This window comes from Psychrobacter sp. ANT_H3, assembly GCF_027919975.1.
Lineage (GTDB): Bacteria > Pseudomonadota > Gammaproteobacteria > Pseudomonadales > Moraxellaceae > Psychrobacter > Psychrobacter maritimus.
Window position 1 is genome coordinate 153,193 of the sequence record NZ_JAQISM010000015.1, and the last position, 15,762, is coordinate 168,954.

Genomic DNA, 15,762 nt, shown 5'->3' on the forward strand with positions numbered 1-15,762 from the left:
ACTATTATTACCTATAAGCCTGAAAGAATACTAACTGCTGAAGTCGATGGTAGTATGGCACTGATAACACGATTCCAACGCGTCAAGCCAGTAGGATCAACGTATACGATATCATTGGCATGCATCTCGAAACGATTGGCAAGCGCAAAGCTGGTAATCGTTTGCATATCCACATAGTAAATATCTGTCGTTCTAGTATTTAGGTTGTCACGTACAACGTATATCTTGGCTGCATTTGCCGTATTAGAATCAAGACCTTTAGACTCACCTAAAACCTGCGCTAAGCTGATACCCTGCTCTAAAATAGGCACAGGTTCTACACGCCCAAACTCTCCTAGGACATATACCTTATTACGGTCTTGGCTGTTTACATGAATAGAATCACCATCTTGCAGATAGATTTGATTGGCTGATGTCCCTAGCTGACGCAACGATTGTAACCCTATATTGTAGCTTACCCCTTTGCGGTTAAACACAATATTATTCGAGTCACCAGTAGATGTTGCACCACCAGCCATAGAAATTGCACTATATAGTGAAACTGGAGTATCCGCGATCGCAAACTCTCCAGGCTGCTTCACCGCTCCATCAATAAAAAACTTATTGCCACGGTAGTCAACGATCTTAACCTGTGGATCTGAATACTTAAGATAGCGTTGAAGCTGTTTTTGTAAGTTGGCGGTAAATTGCGGCACACTCATGCCACTAGCCTTAATACGTCCAACCAATGGAAACTGCACAAAACCTTGTTGATCAACAGGAAAGCCTGAAACATAAGGATTGCTGCTATCACTAGCTGCTAGAGGTGTTATATTTGGATAGCCTGTGAGTACAATACTTAGAATATCGCCTTCAGAAATGCGATATTCTGCCTGACCAGAGCTTCTTATTAACTGAGTCAAATCTCTATTTGGGATAACGGCCTTTTTCGGTGGCAGCGTCGCTAGGTTCAATGGTTGGATATTAAAATGCAAACCATTTTCAGCGATAAATGTCCCACTTGGTGGCAGATCACCTGCTTGAAGGCCTGCATTAATGCTAGAGCAGCCTGAAACCAGGCTAATCATGAGTAGACACGCCACACTTAATAACTTTGATGAATTGAAAAACATAGAAAAACCTTTATAAATCATAGGTATAAGTAGCGTCTACCGATTAAACTAATTGAGACAACTATACTAAATGGCTACATTAGCCACAAAAAAACAAAGCCATAATAACATAGGTGGTTAAACATTGAATAACATTAGGTCGTTTTTGGTAAAAATTACGTAAGAGTAACAATCAATTTATAGTCGCTTTCGTCAAATACAGAGACCTTGTTTAAACCCATAACTATCTAATAAAGCATGGCTTATTATAAATAATAACAGCCTTAAAAAATTTCTCTTAAACAAAGCCTTGATAAATAGCGTATAATAGTTAGTCCAAATTTATACATTGAGAAATGTAAACCCACCGACTCAAGGATATCGTTATGAAAGATGAAAAACTCCAAAAAGCCCTCGCCCGTATGGGACTTGGCTCACGTCGTCAGATGGAAGAAGTGATTAAAGCAGGTCGCGTGACCGTTAATAATGGTCCAGCGACTATCGGCGACCGTGTCGAACAAGGCGATGAGATTCGTGTTGATGGTCGTCAGATCAAATACACTGCCGAAAATGAAAAGCGTCGTCGCGTTTTAGCGTATTACAAGCCTGAAGGCGAAGTGTGCTCTGCCAATGATCCAGAAGGTCGTCCAACCGTTTTTGAGCGTTTGCCAAAATTGACTCACGACCGCTGGGTAATGGTTGGTCGCTTGGATATTAACTCGACTGGTCTGTTATTGTTTACCAATGATGGCGAAATGGCGCATCGCTTAATGCATCCGTCTAGCGAAGTGACACGTGAATATGCAGTGCGCGTGCTTGGTGAAGTGACACCAGACATCGCTCGTACACTAACGTCTGGCGTCATGTTAGAAGATGGTATGGCACAGTTTGAAGATATCAAAGAAGGCGGCGGCGAAGGCGTCAATAAGTGGTATCACGTTAAGTTAAAAGAAGGTCGTAACCGCGAAGTACGTCGTTTATTTGAGTCGCAAGGTCTTAAAGTTAGCCGTCTGCTGCGTACACGTTATGGTACGATTATCTTGCCAAAAGAGCTACGCACCGGTCGTTTCTTAGAGCTGGATAAAAAAGACATCAATACCTTGACGGATTTGGTGAGCTTACGCCCACGTCACGGTACAGGTCTGCATGGTGCAGCTAAAGAGAAGCAAGAACGTATTAAAAACAAACCGCTTAAAGCACGTCGTACTGACACTCGTAGCGATAGCCGTCCTAGCAGCGCAAAACCTAAGAGCAGTGCTAGTCCTGCCAGTCGCGGCACCCGTAATACCCGTGACCGTAACAACAAGCGTTAATCGGATTAATTTAACCTTACTTTGAATCTTTTATAAATTTGAAGTAGTTATTAAAAAAAGCGGTCAATGATTCATTCATTGACCGCTTTTTTATGCGTTTCTTAATAACGTAGCTAACCAAAAGCTTAGCTATCATGGCTATTAATATAGCTCTTCATGACTCGTAATTCCTGCAACTGCTGCGTAGCCATTTGTTCTAACAGTTTATCTAAACGTTGTTCGATATTATTTAAGACTTGTTGCAATAATTCACTGGCTTCAGCTTTTTTTTGCTGATTTACCTCATTATTACTTCTATTTATATTTACTAGCTGATAATGACTGGCCAGCATTTCAGGTAAACGGGTATGCAACATTTTATTTAACACAAACTGCTGTTCTGTGACCGCAGGCGTTTTATTCTGAGCTTGTCGTGTTTTTTGATAAGATTGATAGCTGCTGACCTTTTCATCGATACGTTGTAGTTGACATAGTTGGTTATTCGGCAAAACTTTCAAGTGCTTTTTATTTAAAGTTAGCTGCTGCCAATTTACTGCAGATAGTGCCAATGGCGTATTATTATCTTGATACGTAAGCACACCTGGGGTAATGCCGACCATTTTATGCAATGCATGCCAGCCTTTTCTACCTAAATAAATGGTAGTGACTGTCGTCACAATGCCAACGCCAATTAAGACACTCATATACGCCTAACCTTTATTTAGCTCATACGATTGGGTAATTACAGTTTAATATCTTTAGCATTCGTATTCGCGCTTTTGCCACTTGCATCAGTTGGAATTTCAAGGGCTTCGATTTCTCTATTACTATGATTAATAATGGTACTATCGGCATTATTATTAAGCCCCTGAATATCCGCATTAACGGTAGGATTGTTAAAACGTTTTTGTAAATATCGATTGGTTGCAAGTAGCTTTTGTCCATCTTGATGATAGGAAGCATTCAATAAGTCATCAAACTGGGTATTAATCGCGCTCAACACATCTAGCAATGCTTCTTTGCCAGTGACATTAGAGTGCTTAATTTTAGTGCTATCAGCAAGCGCGCCGTCCCCCACATCTAAGTCATGCAAACGGCGATAATCAGCCACCGCTAGTGGCACATGCCTATCCATTAGGTTTTGAATCATGATATAGGTTTCGTTGACGGTATCTTTATCATCAATTTTGCCATCATTATTGGTATCGCCATAAATAACACGCAGCTTTTCGCCTTTGTCATTGATTTGGTCAAGGGCGGTTTTGACCTCAACTGGCAAGCTTTTTTCGGGAATATATCCCAACTGCGGCATCGCTTTATACTCAAGCATTTTGGGCGCCGTCACTTTTCTAATACCACGATATCCTAGGTACAACCCGGCGGCTGGCAGCACGCCATATAAAACAAACATTACGAACATCGCAGTCAATTGGGTCATTAGGTTGTCCTTATTGCTTAGCAAAATTGTTTGGCAAGTTTCTTATTGTTTTAAATAAACGTATTATTCTAAATAAAAACCGATAGTTATCATTAAACAAAAAAATAAGGCTCTATTAAAGCCCTATATTGTTATACATTGAGTCGATTGTGTTTAATCATGCTGATTTATATAACTTTTATAACGCCAATTCGAAGTTCATGAGTGAAAGCCCATAATTAAAAAGCAAGCAAGCACTAGCTTTGGGTTCGGCTTTTAACATAACGGTGCGTTGAAGCCAGTTTATTCATCACCGTTTGGTGGAGCTCATCTAGTAATTCATCAAGCTCATAATCAATCTCTAAAAACAAATCGGTCAACATATCGCCTGCGGTCATTTTTCCTTGCACCATATTATTTTTGGTACGGTGCGGACTAAAGCGTTGCAGCTGCTCATAGTGATGTAGCGCTTCTGGAATACTTTCAGACACCAGCTTATCGATGACAAATTGGCGCTCATTATGTTGCTGTTGTTGCTCAGCATTGAGCTCGCTACTCCACTCACGGTAGCGCTTTAACTTACCATTAATCCTATCTAGTATCGCAACGGCCTCAATAGGCATAGCGTTTAGCGTGGCTTCATCGACCACATCAACAAGCTCAGTCATAATCGGACAGCGTCCATGTTTGAGATACCATAAGGTATCAGGGTCAAAAGGAGGGCGATTGGTTGGGCACATCTGAGCACGATTGGCTAAATAGCGATCGGTCAATGGCGTTGCCGAGCGGATATCATTTACTTGTGCTAATGCAGCGCAAATACGATCGGCACGCTCAGGCGGCGTAAGCGTAGAACGTTTGCTGCTCGCTTGAGTCTGCTCATTATCGGCTGCTTTATCATTAGACGTACTATCACCACTACTTGCCATTTTCTGAGCATTTTTAGCCGCGAGTGTTGGCAGGTCTTGAGCTTGCCCAAATGACTGTAGCATTCTTGCCAAACTTACCACCATGACCGACTTTGCCTCTCTTTCAGTGCATTCATATTTTGCTCGTACTGCGTTTATTCATATTGCATAGATTTATTCAATAGCGTATCTTAACAGCTTTTTACAGCGCTGCCAGTAAGCAAAATGTCAAGATTCTCACTTTGCAACCTCTCCAATCATGTGAAAGACAAAACCCTAAAAACATCAAACCTTAAAATCATAAGCGCACTATTATGAATGCTCCCGACTATATTTCTGGCTTCTTGCTTGGGCTATCGCTCATCATTGCCATCGGCTCACAAAATGCCTTTGTCCTCAAACAAGGACTGAAACGCGAACATATCTTTTTCGTCTGCTTATTTTGCGCGGTCAGTGATGCGCTGCTAATCTCTGCTGGTGTTGGCGGCTTTGGCGCAGTAACGGCTCGCTACCCGCAAGCCGTCAACATTGCCAAAATTGCTGGCGTCATATTTTTGCTGGCTTATGGCATCCAAAGCTTGTATGCGAGTGTGCGCTTATCACACGCGCTTACCATCGACGGTCAAGTTATCACCAGTTTAAAAAAAGCGCTGTTATTATGCTTTGGCTTTACTTGGCTTAATCCGCACGTCTATCTAGATACATTGGTGCTCGTCGGCATGGTTTCAACAGGGGCAACTAGCAAAGTCGTATTTGCCGCTGGTGCGGTCAGTGCCTCTTTCTTTTTCTTCTTTGCACTTGGTTATGGTGCACGATTACTTAGACCGCTATTTGCCAAACCAAAAGCCTGGAATATACTCGATGCTTTAGTCGGTTTTCTGATGCTGTATTTGGCTTGGCATCTATATCAAAGTTAATGAAGCGTAATAAATAAACGCAGCTTATAAAACAAAAAAACCAAACACATTACATGTTTGGTTTTTTTATTTTGAAACTAATGACTTCTTATTAGGACGCTTTTTTGCGCTTTTTAGGCTTAACAAAGGTTAAGTTTAAAAAATGCTCTAGCGAATCATCAAGAATATCTAACCATGGCTCTGGTAGCTCAGGAGATAGCGTTCCAGTTAAAGTAGAACGATAGGCCTTTTCTCTAAAGGTCATGATATTCTCAGCTTTATCTTTTTGCCATTCCTTTAAAATCTCGCCCTGCTCTTCTACCGCGAACTCTGGGTAATCGGTGCCATTGGTCAAGTCACGAATATAAGCAGCCTGAAAATCAATAGAATCACTGACCGTCACGCACTTAGCATAAGTCGCCAACCACTTTTGCTCATCTGCTTCACGAATCGCCAAATCAGGCAATTCGATATCGCCCAGCATCACATCACGTGCGTACCACGCTTGCGCATCAAACATATTAAAGGTGAAGTACTGATCCTGCATGCCTAAATAAATCAGCTTTGGGTTCGGCTGCCAAAAAATACCTTTATATAAGTTGGCTGGGTATAAGCAGTTGTGCGTCTGCAAACGCAGCTCATCGGGCATGAATGGGAAGTGGAATAAATAACCCGTACACATGATAATGGCGTCAAAGCTTTGGCTCGTACCATCAGCAAAATGTGCCACATCATCTTCAAAATGCGTTACTAATGGCACTTCTTTAATACCTTCCGGCCAGTCATAACCAAGTGCTTGTGTGCGATAGCTAATCGTGACTGATTTGGTGCCATACTTGTAACACTGGGTGCCAATATCTTCGGCAGAATAACTGCTACCGATAAGTAAGATATCTTCGTCTTTAAATTCTAATGCGTCACGAAAATCATGCGCATGTAGAATACGACCGGGGAACGCTTCTAAACCTTCAAAGTATGGCATATTTGGCGTTGAGAAATGACCGGTCGCAACCACGACATAATCAAACTCTTCCACTTCTTGCTCATCGGTTTTATGGTTCATCACCGTCACGGTGAATTTTTGCGTTTCATCATCAAATGACACCCAACGTACAGGGCACTCAAAGCGGATGTATTTTTGAATATCTTGCTTATCGATACGACCCATGATGTAGTCTTTTAGGACTTCACGGGGTGGATATGATGGGATAGGTTCACCAAAATGCTCATCGAACGAATAATCGGCAAACTCTAAGCACTCTTTAGGGCCATTCGACCATAAATAGCGATACATACTACCGTGGACAGGCTCACCGTTTCTGTCTAAACCTGTGCGCCAGCTGTAATTCCACATGCCGCCGATAGCGTTTTGCTTTTCATAACAAACTATCTCAGGCAAGTTCTTTGCGCCAGCCAAACGAGCTGCTTCAAAAGCGCGCAACTGCGCCAAACCACTTGGACCTGCACCTAAAATAGCAATCCTTTTCTTACTCAAAACTAACTCCTATGAAATTATCGTACCCCTATTATAACATAATTTCATAATTGACGTTTTTTGCTAATACTTTTGGTAATTGATCGTAGGTCTTAAAATCAGCAATTAATTTTAAAATTTGCTTAGGAGATAAGATTTTAGGAGGCAGTATTTTAGGAAATAGACAGGAGGTTTTTGATGAATACTATCTTTTGGCGAGGGCTGGGCTGCAATTTTGATAGAATATAGCTTGTAATAGCCGTTATTAAAAAGCCAGATAAAAGCAATGAGCACTTAGGAATTAATTAGGGCATGTCCTCATTTTAAAAATGGTGATAAAAATGAGATAAATTGTAGCCAAACAAGGAAAATAGTGTAATTAATATCAGGATATTACCCAGCTATTTGACGAAGTTTGGCCATTTTTAGACCATTTAGATGCCCATCGATTGAATTGAGGACACGCTCTAGACTAAATCAGGAAATAAGGTGCGTAGCCCATTAACGATGATTTCGATAGCAACTGCCGCGAGTAACATACCCATGATTCGACTCATGATGTTTAAGCCTGTATCGCCTAATAAACGACTGATACGACCTGCCGCCATCAAGGCTAAATAACAGAATAAACTGATAAACAAACCCGCAATCAAAATAGCAGAGACTTGCAAAATACCAGAGACTTGCGAGGAGTAAATAATAACTGTTGAGATACCGCCAGGTCCAATCATCATTGGAATGGCTATAGGCACGACTGCTGCAGCCATCGTTGGCGGTGCACCGTGCAGATGGTCAACATCGAAATTTTCTTGATCAGGTTTAACAGGGTTGCCTTCACCATTCATCATGTTTAAGGCAATTAAGAATACTAAAATACCACCTGCCAGCTGGAACGAGCCAATCGAGATACCCAAAGCTTTTAGTAGCGTTTCACCTACTATGGTAAAGAAACTGATGGTGATAAAAATAGTTAAACAAGCTACGCGCGCCACTTTACGGCGATTATTCATCGAATAACCGCGAGTTGAATCCAAAAATAACGTCAATGCGCCAAAGGGATTAATCAATACCAAAAAAGCTAAGATTATCTTGATGATTTCAGTATTCACTAAGCGCTCGCTTATCTATTGGGCAAATCGGGCAAAAGATAAGGTCGTCGTGCGCGTGTACGACGACCTTATAGTCGGTAGCAGCGGCATTGTAGCATAGGCAGATAAGCCAATTAAATCATTAACTTCGCTTAATTCTTAAGCCTTACCAAATCCATAGGATATCCATACAAATCTGCCCTTTTAATAGACTATTAGTCCGAGATTTAACCTATAAAAGCAGATATAAACTCAGACTAAGCGCTGACGTTAGGCGCTAAAATCAAGCCCGATATCTAGCGCCATTGTGCTGTGAGTCAAATAACCCATCGCAATAAAATCAACACCGGTTTCTGCTACGGCTTGCACGGTTTCAGGGGTGATACCACCTGATGCTTCGGTCTTGGCGCGACCTTTGCACATGGTAACCGCTTTCGATAATGTCTCGGGTGACATATTATCTAAAAGAACCAAGCTCACGCCAGCATCTAAGGCTTGCGCTAACTGCGCTAACGTATCGACTTCAACCTCAATAGGAATCAGGTGACCTGCAAAGTCTTGCGCTTGCTGAATAGCGGTCTTTATATCACCTGCAATGGCAATGTGATTGTCTTTGATTAAAATCGCATCGTCTAGTCCTAAACGATGGTTGCGCCCGCCGCCGCAGCGTACCGCATATTTCTGTACCGTACGTAGACCTGGGATAGTCTTACGCGTGCAGGTAATTTGCGCGGGATACTCTGCCACACTATCGACAATCTGCCGAGTTGCCGTTGCAATACCACTGAGATGGGTCATAAAGTTTAGAGCGGTACGCTCGGCTGTCAATAGATGACGCGCATTGCCGCTGACAATCGCCAATACTGTGCCCGCTGCAACCGTTTCACCATCAACAACCTGAGCAGCGAACTCTATCTGCGCATCAACCAAAGCAAAAGACAGTCTTGCCAGATCCATACCGCAAATCACACCTGCTTGGCGCGCTTTGATTTGTAATTGCGCTTGCATAGTAGCTGGGATGGTTGCTTGCGACGTCACATCACCACGTCTACCCAAATCCTCAGTTAAAGCGGCTTCCACTAAGGGCTTAAGTAATACTTCATCCAATGCTGGCTCTTGTTTAACTGTCATATTTTACCCTTATTTTTATGTGATGGCTTTTACATGGTAAATGCGCATTATTAATCCGAGCTTTATTCTATTAAGCTCAAAATGAGCATAAATATAACGTAAAGTATCTAGCCTCGCAAGAAAAGGGCGTTATTTTATTTATTTAACAATTTATATTTAAGGCTAATGGGGGAAGCGTTATGCATACATTAATACTATTAGCGCTATTTTCGTTTGGGCAATTTACTGTCCATTAGCAAGCTTTGTAGCTCAATATCGTGACGGAAGCGATAGAGTTTGGCAGGTCGACCGCGTTGGGCGCTACTACTCTGCCCCGTCTCCATGACAAGGTTTTGTGAGTCTAGCAAACGACGGAAGTTTTGCTTATGCAAGCGCACGCCTGACAACGCCTCGACGCTTTGCTGTAATTGCGATAAGGTGAAAAAATCTGGCATCAAACCAAAGATAAGCGGTCGATATTCAATCTTGGCGCGCAGACGTGAAATGGCGGTAGCAATCACGCGGCGATGATCATAATACATAGGCACACCTATCAGCTGCGACCAATTTTCAGGTAAAGGTCTGGTCTGAGCATTGGCTGAATAACTGGGTGGATAGGTCGGCGCTTCAGGGATCAGCCCCGCTTCATATAGCATCTCATAGCGTAGTAGTACGTGTTCGGCAACCCACTCTCGATTATCCTGATTATTATCACTCGCTGTATCAAGACCAGCATTTTTATTTTCGCAATTTTCGCAATTGCCAAAATCATTACCCGCTAAGAACGCTTCATTCAAGCCCCAGCACAAGCCAATGCGCTGACGACGACGCTGCTGAACGATGGCATCTTTTGTATCATTCGCCCACTCTAATAGTGCTGGCACAATGAAATCCATGATGATACTTGGCCTACCCTCTAAGTGATTTTCCCATGGAAAATAATCATACCAATCTCGCCATAAGGCTTGGCTCTGTAGCTGCTGCGTTTGCGTCTCTTGCACCAACCCCAAGTAGCTGACATACACCAACGCATGGCCATCGACATTGCGTCTATTGGTATCGACAAAGGTATATAGCTGCTCTAAATAACCCAGCGGCTGCTGAGTTTGTTCTTCAACCCACTGGCGTACGCCAGCTTGCAACGAGCGGTGCAATGGCATCAAGGGTCCATTGGGCAATAGCTTACCTTGATCAACGGTTAAGACCCGAGCGGTATGCTCAGTAATCGCCACCAACACGGCGACCACTTCTGTGGTGCCACTACCCTGTTGATGTGCATGTGAGTAAGACAACGTCATGGCTTTAGTAAATATCCTTTATCTTGAAGAATGCAGTGAAAAAGCTACAAATTCTGACTTTTATAACACGGCTAAGTATAGCGTGAATCTAAAACTATCATAGTCTGGCGTTGTAAATATACCAATGGCACTGTGATAAATACTAGAAAATAAATGCAAGAACAACAATGTAAGAACGATGACGCATTTGGAAAGAACCTACACACATTTAGTTCAATTCTTAAGTTAATTATAAAAAATACTTGTATTTATGCTCAAAATGAGCATAATTAAAACACTTTATTTATTTACCATATTTAACTGTCTTATTTCTAACGACACCTCATTTGTCGTTAATGCACTAAAGAGGTTGCACTTATGAAAACTTATCCCTATGACGCGCCCATCATGAGCAATGACAATCGCATTGCGACTCAAATGAACATCGAATATGCCAAAGCTAAAATACCGGCAGACCTGCCACGTGCCGAACGTCTCGCAGTTGAAGATAATATTAAGCAGCTGTTGAAAGATAATAATGCCGTATTAGTTGCCCATTACTACGTCGACCCTTTTATTCAAGACTTAGCATTAGCAACAGGCGGCTGTGTTGGTGACTCATTGGAGATGGCACGCTTTGGACAAGCGCATAGCGCGCAAACCTTAGTCGTCGCTGGCGTACGCTTTATGGGCGAATCGGCAAAGATACTAAGCATGGAAAAAACTGTGCTGATGCCAGACTTGGAGGCTGAGTGTTCGCTTGACTTAGGCTGCCCTGCTGATGAGTTCTCCGCATTTTGTGATGCCCATCCTGAGCGTACCGTGGTGGTTTATGCCAATACTAGCGCTGCGGTCAAAGCGCGTGCTGATTGGGTTGTGACCTCGTCCGTTGGTATCGATATCGTTCGTCATCTGCATGCGCAAGGCGAGCCTATCATTTGGGGCCCTGACCGTCATTTGGGTAAATACATCGCGCAAGAGACTGGCGCAGATATGCTGCTTTGGCAAGGGTCTTGCTTGGTTCATAACGAGTTTAAAGCAACTGAGCTGATGCAATTAAAAGATGAGTATCCAGACGCTAAGGTGTTGGTACATCCTGAGTCACCTGATAGCGTCGTCGCGCTTGCCGATGTGGTTGGCTCAACCAGTAAGCTATTACAATCAACGTATGAGATGGATGCCGATACCTTTATTGTCGCTACCGACTTGGGTATCTTGCACGAGATGCAAAAGCGCTCGCCACACAAACGTTTCTTAGCCGCGCCGACCGCTGGTGAGAGCGCCAGTTGTAAGAGTTGTGCTTTTTGCCCATGGATGGCGATGAATGGCCTAAAAGGGATTGAGCAATGTCTGTCTCAGCGCAGCGGTGAAGTGCTCATGACGCCTGAGCTCGCAGCAGCAGCTAGAAAACCTTTACAACGCATGCTTGATTTTGCCGAAGCGCAAAAGCAACGGGTGGCCGCGAGCGGTGACATTGTCAAAGACCGCGAATTATTTGCCAATGTTGGAGCGGCGTAATATGAACGAGGCATGGTCAGCGGATAAGATAAGGACTAACAATGCTGAGAATACTGTCCAAACAGATATACTTATCATAGGTGCTGGTCTTGCAGGACTAAGCACTGCTCTCGCTTTGCCAAAATCGCTAAGTGTGACAGTATTAAGTAAATCCGCGATAGAAGTTTGCTCAAGCCATTATGCGCAAGGCGGCATTGCAGCCAGTCTAGACAAGAATGACCGTGTCGCTGATCATATCGCTGATACGTTAGTCGCTGGTGCAGGATTATGTGAGACTGATAATACCACTAATATCCTCAGCGCTGGACAGCAAGCCGTACAATGGTTATGTGAGCAGGGTGTACCCTTTACCCTGATTCCGCAACATGAAAGACAGCCATATAATAATGTAAATCCTTTAGCGGCATTACAGACTAGCAATTTGCATCTTACCAAAGAAGGCGGTCATGGCTGTCGGCGAGTTGCACATGCCGATGATGCCACTGGCCGCCATATTATGGAAGCCTTGACTCTAAAAGCACAAGCTGCATCCAATATTACTATCTTACCCTACCATGAAGCACTGAGCCTTTTACAAAACAGCGCTAATCCAAATAAGCAATGCCAAGGTGCGCTTGTTTTTGATTATCACAATCAACGTAAACTTACCTTTTATAGTCGCGCTGTCGTATTGGCAAGTGGCGGTTTAGGACAACTGTTTAAGCGTGCCAGTGCGCCGAATGTCTGTGTCGGCGATGGTGTGATGATGGCATGGCAAGCGGGTTGCCGCTTAGCCAATTTAGAGTTTATTCAATTTCACCCGACCGGCTTAGCCTTAGATGACAGTAGCTTTCTAATATCCGAAGCACTGCGCGGTGAAGGTGGACGGTTGTATTGTCCGCAAACGGGCAAGCGTTTTATGCTCGATGTTGATAAGCGTGCAGAACTGGCTCCAAGAGACATCGTCGCCCGTGCCATCGCTGAGCAAATTAATAAGAATCGACTTGGCTACGTCAATCTTGATGTTAGTCACTTGCCAGCGGAATTTTTACAAGAACATTTTCCGCAAATTTATCAAACGCTACTAGAGCTTGGCATTGATATCACTACTGACCCCATTCCAGTTGCCCCTACCGCTCATTATAGCTGCGGCGGTGTAGTGACGTCTGCTAATGGTTTGACCGATGTAACAGGGCTTTATGCTGCTGGTGAGGTTGCTTATACAGGTCTGCATGGAGCAAACCGCTTAGCGAGTAATTCACTTTTGGAATGTGTGGTCGTTGGGCGCAATATCGCTACGGACTTGCCGCGCTATTTAGCAGCAATAGAAACGTTAGAGACAACTTTACCTCATGCTAATTTAGACAAATTAATCCATGACATGTGGATAGCGCCAACGCTTAAAGATAGTCAGCGCATTACTTTGCCATCGTCTACTGAATATGAAAGCAATTGTCATGACAATCACAACGTCCATACGGATGCTGATATCACTGCAATAACCGCAGGATTAAAAGCTTTGATGACGTCTCATATGGGTATTACCCGTGATGCTAAACAGTTAGCACAAGCGCTGGTACAAATACAGCAATGGCAACAACAACTTAACTGTTACGACTCTAATCAACTAAGCATCTATAATAAAGACAACGCTACTATTTTGAATGAGCTGCCTTACTTTCAATTAGCAAGACAATTACAATTAGCGACCTTGATTATTCAATCTGCTTATCAGCGTCATGAGAGCCGCGGTGGCCATTACCGAAAAGACTATCCTGACTTAACAACCACACCTCTGACGAGTGTGATTGAGCCATTATCAAAGTTGAAAGAAGGTGGTATTGATTGGTTGATTCAGCCTATAATCGATGATACAGAGGCTGGATTGGTATATACAGTTGCTAACGCCTAACAGCAATTAAGCGTTGCCACTTCAGCCATAAAAAAAACGGTAGATTACCGTTCTCTAACGACCTCAAAGTGCTAAAAACATGGCTTCTGACTTACGGTTTGTGATGGCCCTAATGCTAGTCGTGAGTTCGGTTTGGGCTATGCTTGCCCTACCTCGCTTGCGTCAGCGCTTACCGAAAATCTATCTTATAGCACGCTCATGGTGGCTCATGTTAGCAGCGCTTTGCGCTTGTTATGTTATCGCTAAAATAACTGATAACAGTCAACACCTACACTCTCGCACATACCCCTATCAGTGGTTGCTGATCGCTTTTTTCTTGTTGATTGGTGTGCGTGGTGGCTACGAGATTAAACGATTATGGCACCTACCTAGTAAAGCTAGGCTTATTAGTAAGCTTCAAGCGCGTGGCTTGCAACCAAATACTCAGCCTTTTATAAAAACCTCTTGTGATTCTAAGCGAGCCTATACACGTTTAAAATTCCTAGACTTGCTGTTTAGTTCTGTCTTTATCGCATTGATTATCAGCTTGATTGCCTTACAGCAATTAACGTGGCAGCGCGAACAATATGGCATTTTGTTTTTTGTATTATTCGCCAGCCAATTTAATGATATTGCACAGTATCTATGCGGACGATTGCTTGGTCACAAAATCTTTAAGCGCGGTCTTGCTCCAACCATCAGCCCCAATAAAAGTATCGAAGGTGCTCTCTTTGGCAGTGTGTTAGCAGCGATATTGGCCACACTATTAGGTATCTGGCTCACTTCTTTTAGCTGGTGGATTTGCTTATTGGCCGCCTATGGTTTAGCGGTAAGTGGTATCGCTGGAGATTTATTAGAATCCGCCTTTAAACGTCAGCACGGAGTAAAAGACACGGGTACTATGCTCGCTGGACATGGCGGCGTATTGGATAGAATAGATAGTCTGCTGATTGGTCTGCCATTATTTACCTTGTTTTATTGGCTGCTCGGCTAAGCTGTTATCAAGTGGTTTTATCCAATTTACTGCGCAATATTAAATTAAGCAAAGGCTTAGGTAAATGGTTTAGCGCCCGAGTGATATAGCGCATAGAGCGTGGGAATATTCCCAGCTCAATATCTTTATCAATTGCCTGCATAATCTTCTCAACCGCCGTTTGTGTCTTTATTATAAATGGCTTATGGCTAGCATCACCATTATTTAAATCACGTAATGCTTGGGTGTCGATATAGCCTGAGGCGATGCAGTTTACTTGGATATGATAAGGCGCAAGTGCTGCTCGATAGGCGCTAGCATTGGCAATCATCGCTCGTTTGCTTTTGGCATAAAGACTGGCGTAAGGATAATCCATAGTACCTGCTATAGAAGCAATACAAATTAGGCTTAGGCTGCTGTTTTCGTTGAAATCCAACGCACAGCTTTGCCGCCTTAATTGCTCACTTGCCCATCTAAAAACCTGCTCAAACGCTTGCAGATTAATTGCTAGCATTTGATCGCTGTCCGCTTGACTCAGATGGTGAACACGCTCATTGGTATAACTACCCGCACTATAAATCACTCTTTGAAAACTGATATTTGACAAGCTCTCTAACAAACTTTGTGTTTGCGCGTTATCAGTCAAATCACAGCAATAAGTAACAATATCGGGGTGCTGACTATTGAGACGGTCTATCTTCTCCATACTATGACCAACCACGCTCACTTGCCAGCCAAGCGCCTGATGATGCAGTGCCAACGCCAAACCAAGACCACTCGTACCGCCGAAAACGATGATATGCGATGACTTATGAGCTGAAGTAGATTGTGTAAGGTCTTTCATTTGC

The 15,762-nt window shown here is 43.1% G+C and carries 14 protein-coding genes; 5 read left to right on the forward strand and 9 right to left on the reverse strand.

Annotation, left to right across the window (positions count from 1 at the left end; all coding sequences use genetic code 11):
• Positions 1-11: 11 nt before the first annotated feature.
• Complete coding sequence (locus tag PG901_RS08800; RefSeq protein WP_271134253.1) at positions 12-1,112, reverse strand: polysaccharide biosynthesis/export family protein; 1,101 nt, start codon at positions 1,110-1,112, stop codon at positions 12-14.
• Between the two features lie 365 nt (positions 1,113-1,477).
• On the opposite strand from PG901_RS08800, the gene rluB reads away from it, so the two are divergent.
• Positions 1,478-2,404: a 23S rRNA pseudouridine(2605) synthase RluB gene (rluB, locus tag PG901_RS08805; protein ID WP_201562495.1), complete on the forward strand. Its 927-nt coding sequence runs from the start codon at positions 1,478-1,480 to the stop codon at positions 2,402-2,404.
• Between the two features lie 125 nt (positions 2,405-2,529).
• Here the strand turns inward: rluB and PG901_RS08810 are convergent, their stop codons facing one another.
• From PG901_RS08810 to PG901_RS08820, 3 genes are all read right to left on the reverse strand, one after another.
• Positions 2,530-3,087 carry a hypothetical protein gene (locus tag PG901_RS08810; protein ID WP_271134254.1) on the reverse strand — a complete coding sequence of 186 codons (558 nt, stop codon included), beginning with the start codon at positions 3,085-3,087 and terminating at the stop codon, positions 2,530-2,532.
• Between the two features lie 38 nt (positions 3,088-3,125).
• Positions 3,126-3,821: a hypothetical protein gene (locus PG901_RS08815; protein ID WP_271134255.1), complete on the reverse strand. Its 696-nt coding sequence runs from the start codon at positions 3,819-3,821 to the stop codon at positions 3,126-3,128.
• Between the two features lie 236 nt (positions 3,822-4,057).
• Positions 4,058-4,792: a hypothetical protein gene (locus tag PG901_RS08820; protein ID WP_271134290.1), complete on the reverse strand. Its 735-nt coding sequence runs from the start codon at positions 4,790-4,792 to the stop codon at positions 4,058-4,060.
• A gap of 230 nt (positions 4,793-5,022) precedes the next feature.
• On the opposite strand from PG901_RS08820, the gene PG901_RS08825 reads away from it, so the two are divergent.
• Complete coding sequence (locus PG901_RS08825) at positions 5,023-5,625, forward strand: LysE/ArgO family amino acid transporter (RefSeq protein ID WP_271134256.1); 603 nt, start codon at positions 5,023-5,025, stop codon at positions 5,623-5,625.
• Positions 5,626-5,716: 91 nt separating this feature from the next.
• On the opposite strand, the gene PG901_RS08830 is transcribed toward PG901_RS08825, so the two are convergent.
• The 4 genes from PG901_RS08830 to PG901_RS08845 form a co-directional block, all read right to left on the reverse strand.
• A complete protein-coding gene (locus PG901_RS08830; protein WP_271134257.1) occupies positions 5,717-7,099 on the reverse strand; it encodes an NAD(P)-binding domain-containing protein in 1,383 nt (460 codons plus the stop codon).
• A 446-nt stretch (positions 7,100-7,545) separates the two neighbouring features.
• Positions 7,546-8,187: a MarC family protein gene (locus PG901_RS08835; protein WP_183621221.1), complete on the reverse strand. Its 642-nt coding sequence runs from the start codon at positions 8,185-8,187 to the stop codon at positions 7,546-7,548.
• A gap of 249 nt (positions 8,188-8,436) precedes the next feature.
• Complete coding sequence (nadC, locus tag PG901_RS08840) at positions 8,437-9,297, reverse strand: carboxylating nicotinate-nucleotide diphosphorylase (protein WP_271134258.1); 861 nt, start codon at positions 9,295-9,297, stop codon at positions 8,437-8,439.
• A 203-nt stretch (positions 9,298-9,500) separates the two neighbouring features.
• The gene (locus PG901_RS08845) at positions 9,501-10,574 is read right to left on the reverse strand and encodes an NUDIX hydrolase (protein WP_271134259.1); all 1,074 of its coding nucleotides are present in this window, start codon (positions 10,572-10,574) and stop codon (positions 9,501-9,503) included.
• A 357-nt stretch (positions 10,575-10,931) separates the two neighbouring features.
• Here PG901_RS08845 and nadA point away from each other — a divergent pair, with 357 nt between their 5' ends.
• The 3 genes from nadA to PG901_RS08860 all read left to right on the forward strand — a co-directional run bounded on the left by nadA (position 10,932) and on the right by PG901_RS08860 (position 14,935).
• Positions 10,932-12,071, forward strand: a complete 1,140-nt coding sequence (nadA, locus tag PG901_RS08850; RefSeq protein WP_271134260.1) for a quinolinate synthase NadA — start codon at positions 10,932-10,934, stop codon at positions 12,069-12,071.
• Position 12,072: 1 nt separating this feature from the next.
• Positions 12,073-13,962 carry an L-aspartate oxidase gene (gene nadB, locus PG901_RS08855; protein ID WP_271134261.1) on the forward strand — a complete coding sequence of 630 codons (1,890 nt, stop codon included), beginning with the start codon at positions 12,073-12,075 and terminating at the stop codon, positions 13,960-13,962.
• A gap of 79 nt (positions 13,963-14,041) precedes the next feature.
• A complete protein-coding gene (locus PG901_RS08860) occupies positions 14,042-14,935 on the forward strand; it encodes a phosphatidate cytidylyltransferase (protein ID WP_271134262.1) in 894 nt (297 codons plus the stop codon).
• 7 nt (positions 14,936-14,942) lie between these two features.
• Here PG901_RS08860 and PG901_RS08865 read toward each other — a convergent pair whose 3' ends face one another.
• The gene (locus PG901_RS08865; RefSeq protein ID WP_271134263.1) at positions 14,943-15,758 is read right to left on the reverse strand and encodes an SDR family NAD(P)-dependent oxidoreductase; all 816 of its coding nucleotides are present in this window, start codon (positions 15,756-15,758) and stop codon (positions 14,943-14,945) included.
• Positions 15,759-15,762: the final 4 nt, after the last annotated feature.